The sequence below is a fragment of the Candidatus Methylomirabilota bacterium genome, assembly GCA_035260325.1.
Taxonomy (GTDB): domain Bacteria; phylum Methylomirabilota; class Methylomirabilia; order Rokubacteriales; family CSP1-6; genus AR19.
The window spans coordinates 1-5,273 of record DATFVL010000277.1 but is presented as its reverse complement, the minus strand read 5'-3'; the positions used below and the strand labels follow the sequence as shown (position 1 = coordinate 5,273).

Genomic DNA, 5,273 nt, shown 5'->3' with positions numbered 1-5,273 from the left:
TGGGGCGCTGCTGGTCCTCGTCCTCGTCCCGCCGATCGGCCAGGCCATCAACGGCACGCGCCGCTGGATCCGCCTGGGGCCGGTGTCGTTCCAGCCCGCGGAGCTCGCGAAGCTCGCGCTGGTCGTCTACCTGGCCGCGTTCCTCGCGAAGAAGCGCGAGGGGCTCCGCGACTTCCGCCAGGGCCTGCTCCCGCCACTCGCCGTAGCGGGGGCCCTGGCGGCGCTCGTCCTCGCCCAGCCCGACCTCGGGAACTGCCTGACGCTGCTCGCGCTCACGTTCGGGCTTCTCTACCTCGCGGGCGTGCGCCCCGTGCACCTCGGCCTCGTCCTGGCCCCGGCCGTGCCGCTCCTGGCGCTCGCGATCTGGGTGGCGCCCTACCGGCTGCGCCGGATCACCGCGTTCGTGGACCCGTGGGCCGATCCGCGCGGGAGCGGGTTCCAGATCATCCAGTCGTGGCTCGCGTTCGGCAACGGCGGGATCCTCGGCGAGGGCATCGGCGGCTCGAAGCAGAAGCTCTTCTACCTGCCCGAGTCGCACACCGATTTCATCTTCGCGATCATCGGCGAGGAGCTCGGCTTCGTCGGCGCGGCGGCGATCGTGGGGCTCTTCGTCGTGCTCGTGTGGCGGGGGCTCCGCATCGGCCTGCGCGCGCCCGACCCGTTCGGTGCGTACCTGGCGCTCGGGATCACCGTGCTGATCGCCACGCAGACGCTCGTGAACCTGGGCGTCGTCACGGGGCTGCTGCCGACCAAGGGCCTGCCGCTGCCGTTCATCTCCTTCGGCGGCTCGGCCCTGCTCGTCACCATGCTCTCGACGGGAGTGCTCCTGAACATCTCCCAGCACGCCGATGTTTAGGCGCTACCAGCAGATCCACTTCGTGGGGATCGGCGGCGTCGGCATGTCCGGCATCGCCGAAATCCTGCTGAACCTCGGCTACCGGGTCACGGGATCGGACCAGCGGCGGAACGAGGCGGTGGAACGCCTCGAACAGCTCGGCGCGAAAGTCTACGTCGGCCACGCGGCGCTCCACGTCGAGGGCGCCCACGTCGTCGTCTACTCCTCCGCCGTCTCGCGCGACAACGTCGAGGTGCAGGTCGCGCGCCAGCGCGCGATCCCGACGATTCCGCGCGCCGAGATGCTGGCGGAGCTGATGCGCCTGAAGTACGGCATCGCGATCGCCGGCACGCACGGCAAGACCACGACGACGTCGCTGATCGGCGCCGTCCTCGCCGAGGGGCGCTACGACCCGACGATCGTCGTCGGCGGCCGCGTCACGAGCCTCGGCTCGAACGCGCGGCTCGGCCAGGGCGATTACCTGGTCGCCGAAGCCGACGAGTCGGACGGCTCGTTCCTGAGGCTCGCGCCGACGATCGCGGTGGTGACGACGATCGACGCCGAGCACCTCGACCACTACGGCTCGCTCGAGGCGATCCGGGAGGCGTTCGTCGCGTTCGTCAACAAGGTGCCCTTCTACGGGTCGGCCGTCCTGTGCCTCGACCAGCCCAACATCCAGATGCTCATCCCGAGGGTCGAGAAGCGCGTCATCACCTACGGCCTCGAGTCGGGCGCCGACCTCGTCGCCCGGCGCCTGCACCTCGCCGGGATGACGAGCCGCTTCGAGGTCTTCCAGCGCGGGAGCCTCCTCGGCGAGTGCACGCTCCAGATCCCGGGCCGTCACAACGTGCTGAACGCCCTGGCCGCGGTCGGCGCGGGCCTCGACCTCGAGATCCCGTTCGTGACGATCCAGAAGGCGCTCGCCGGGTTCGCCGGCGTCCAGCGCCGGTTCCAGGTCCGCGGCAGCGCGCGCGGCGTGACCGTGGTGGACGACTACGGCCACCATCCCGCGGAGATCCGGGCGACCCTGGCCGCCGCCAAGGCCGGGTTCGACTGCCGGGTCGTGACCGTGTTCCAGCCGCACCGCTACACGCGGACGCGCGACCTGCGGCAGGAGTTCCTCACGGCGTTCAACGAAGCCGACGTGCTGATCGTGCTGGATATCTATCCCGCGGGCGAGGCGCCGATCCCCGGCGTCACCGCCGAGGATCTCGCCGAGGGGATCCGCGCCCACGGGCACCGGAACGTCACCTACCTCGGCAGCGACCGGGCGCGCGTGCTCGCGCATCTCGCCGAGATCACCCGGCCGGGCGACCTCGTGCTGACGCTCGGCGCCGGCGACGTGGGCCAGCTCGGACCCGCGCTGCTCAAGCGAATCGATGCCGACTCTCTCGACGGGAGGGCTCAATGCTAGGAGAGATCCGGGGGGAAGTCCGGTTCAAGGAGCCCCTGAGCTTCCACACGTCGCTCCGCATCGGCGGCGCCGCGGACATCTTCGTGGTGCCGCAGGACGTGGACGACATCCGTCACGCCCTGCTCTTCGCCGAGCGCGAGCAGCTGCCCGTCGCGGTGATCGGCGGCGGCAACAACCTGCTCGTGATGGACCGCGGCGTCCGCGGCGTGGTGCTGCGCCTGGAGGGCTGCCTCGGCCGCGCCGAGTTCCACGGCGAGGAGGCGCTCGCGGGGGCCGGCGTGAGCCTCTCCGCGCTGATCCGCGAGGCGGCGGCGGTGAATCTCGGCGGCATCGAGTGCCTGGTCGGCATCCCCGCCACGATCGGGGGCGCGCTCGCGATGAACGCGGGGACGCCGGACGGATGGATCGGCGATTTCGTGAGCGCGGTGTACTACCTCCACCCGGACGGCACGCTCGGCGAGTTCAAGCCGGCCGCCGGCGCATTCACCTACCGCGCCTTCCTCCCGCCCACGGGCGCGGTGCTGATCGGCTGCCGGCTGCGCCTCGCGCGCCGGCCGCTGGCCGACATCCAGAAGGACATCCGCGTGCGCCTGAAGCAGAAGAAGGCGACGCAGCCGCTCGCGCTCGCGTCCGCCGGCTGCGTGTGGACGAACCCGCCGGGCGAGGTCGCCGCGCGGCTCGTCGAGAAGTGCGGCCTCAAGGGCAAGCGGATCAACGGCGCGGAGATCTCCTCCAAGCACGCCAACTTCATCGTGAACCGCGGCGGCGCGACGGCGGCCGACATCGTCGCGCTGATGGACCTCACGCGTGAGCGCGTCCAGGCGCACTTCGGGCTCCTGCTCGAGCCCGAGATGCGGATCGTCGGGGAGTAGGCGTGCCGAGCGGTCTCGTCTCGCCCAGGGCCCGGCCCGCGACGCTGCCCGACCTCGGCGAGCGCTCCGCCTTCGTCACGGGCCAGCGGGTCGAGCGCACGCGCTGGCGGCGGCGCTGGCTGCGCCGCGCCGTCCGGGTCCTGCCCGTCGCCGCGCTCCTCGCGCTGGCGTCCGGCGGAGCGGCGCTCGGCACGCACTGGCTCCTGACGACGCCGCGCCTGGCCGTCGCGAGCGTGGAGGTGCGCGGCACCGAGCGGCTGCCGGCCGAGCAGGTCCGCGCCGCCGCCGCGATCGCCCCGGGCACGAACATCCTCCGCCTCGACACGACGGCCGTCGCCCGCCGCGTCGCGGCGCTGCCGGAGGTCCGGCGGGTCGACGTCGTCCGCGAGCTGCCGAACCGCGTCGTGATCGAGGTGGAGGAGCGCCGGCCCTTCGCGCTCGTCCACGGGGGCCGGCTCCACTGGCTCGACGAGGAGGGCCGGCTCCTCGGGCTCGCCCCGCACGCGGTCGCGCCCGAGGTGCCCGTCGTGAGCGGGCTCTCGGAGACCGAGCTCGCCTCGCTGCGCGAGGCGCCCGCGCCGAAGGCGCAGGCGGCGATCGCGCTCATCAAGGCGCTCCTCCGGAGCGGCAGCGGCCTGACGGCCCAGATCTCCGAGATCGACATGAGCCGCGCGGACGGGCCCGTCCTCTACACGGTGGACGGCGTCGAGGTGCGCCTCGGCAGTGAGGACTGGGACGAGCGGCTGGCGCGCCTCGAGGGCGTGCTCGGCCAGGCCGTGACGCAGGACGTCCGCGCGGTGGACCTGCGGTTCCGTCACCAGGTGGTCCTCCAGCGGCGGGGGGCCCGGTGAGACGCGCGAAGACGCAGGACCTCGTCGTCGGTCTCGACGTCGGCACCACGAAGATCTGCGCGGTCATCGCGCGGCCCGGCGCAGGCGGCCTCGACGTCGTCGGCGTCGGCACCGCACCCTCGCGCGGGCTCCGCCGCGGCATCGTCGTCAACATCGACTCGACGGTGGAGGCGATCCGCGCGGCCGTCGGCGAGGCGGAGCAGATGGCGGGCGTCGAGGTCTCGGGCGTTCACGCCGGCGTCGCGGGGGGGCATATCCGGGGCGTCAACAGCCGCGGCGTCGTGGCCGTCTCGGGCAAGGAGCGCGAGGTGAGCGAGACGGACGTCGAGCGCGCGGTCGAGGCCGCGCGCGCGATCAACCTGCCGCAGGACCGCGAGATCATCCACGTCCTGCCGCAGAACTTCATCGTGGACGACGGCGACGGGATCCGCGAGCCGATCGGCATGTCGGGCGTGCGGCTCGAGGTCGAGGTCCACATCGTCACCGGCGCGGTCACGTCCGTCCAGAACGTCGTCCGCTCGGTCAACCGCGCGGGGCTGGCGGTCCACGACATCGTGCTCGAGCCCCTCGCGTCGGGCGAGGCGGTCCTGTACGAGGACGAGAAGGAGCTGGGCGTCGTCGTCATCGACATCGGCGGCGGCACGACCGACGTCGCGCTCTACCGCGGCGGCGCGGTCTGGCACACGGCCATCCTGCCGCTCGGCGGCGACCACATCACCAACGACATCGCGATCGGCCTCCGCACCCCGATGGCGGACGCCGAGGAGCTGAAGAAGCGCTACGGCTGCGCGCTCACGTCCCTCGTGCCCGCCGAGGAGACGGTGGACGTGGCGTCCGTCGGCGGGCGGAAGCCCCGGCGGCTCTCGCGCCAGGTGCTCGCCGAGATCATCCAGCCGCGCGTCGAGGAGATCTTCACGCTCGTCGCGCGCGAGCTCGCGCGGGCCGGCTTCCCGGACGCGGCGACGTCCGGCGTCGTCGTGACCGGCGGGACCTCGATCCTCGAGGGCGTGCCGGAGCTCGCCGAGGGCGTGTTCGACCTGCCCGTGCGCCGCGGCGCGCCACTCGGCGTCGGCGGGCTCGGCGAGGTGATCGGGAGCCCGGTGTACGCGACCGCGGTCGGGCTCGCGCTCCACGGCTGGCGCGCGCGTCCGCAGGGCGCGGCCGCGCAGGCGCTGGGCGGCCACCCGCTCGCCCGGCTCGCGCGCCGGCTCAGCGGGATCGTGAATGACATCTTCTAGGACGGGCCGGGGCGCGCAGGCGGCGCTGTTCCCGGCCGACGTGGCCCGTGGGCACCGGCGGGG

Annotated in this window: 5 protein-coding genes; all 5 read left to right on the top strand. The window is 73.2% G+C overall.

Features of this window, described 5'->3' with window-relative positions; all coding sequences use genetic code 11:
• Positions 1-856 (top strand): putative lipid II flippase FtsW (gene ftsW, locus VKG64_17790; protein ID HKB26891.1); only part of this gene is annotated, 856 nt, incomplete at its 5' end.
• Complete coding sequence (murC, locus tag VKG64_17785; protein ID HKB26890.1) at positions 849-2,249, top strand: UDP-N-acetylmuramate--L-alanine ligase; 1,401 nt, start codon at positions 849-851, stop codon at positions 2,247-2,249. The genes ftsW and murC, both read left to right, overlap by 8 nt.
• Entirely contained in the window at positions 2,243-3,121 is an 879-nt protein-coding gene (gene murB, locus VKG64_17780) for a UDP-N-acetylmuramate dehydrogenase (protein ID HKB26889.1), read from the top strand. Before murC ends, murB begins: the two co-directional genes overlap by 7 nt.
• A gap of 2 nt (positions 3,122-3,123) precedes the next feature.
• Positions 3,124-3,972: an FtsQ-type POTRA domain-containing protein gene (locus VKG64_17775; protein ID HKB26888.1), complete on the top strand. Its 849-nt coding sequence runs from the start codon at positions 3,124-3,126 to the stop codon at positions 3,970-3,972.
• Positions 3,969-5,210: a cell division protein FtsA gene (gene ftsA / locus VKG64_17770; protein ID HKB26887.1), complete on the top strand. Its 1,242-nt coding sequence runs from the start codon at positions 3,969-3,971 to the stop codon at positions 5,208-5,210. Before VKG64_17775 ends, ftsA begins: the two co-directional genes overlap by 4 nt.
• Positions 5,211-5,273: the final 63 nt, after the last annotated feature.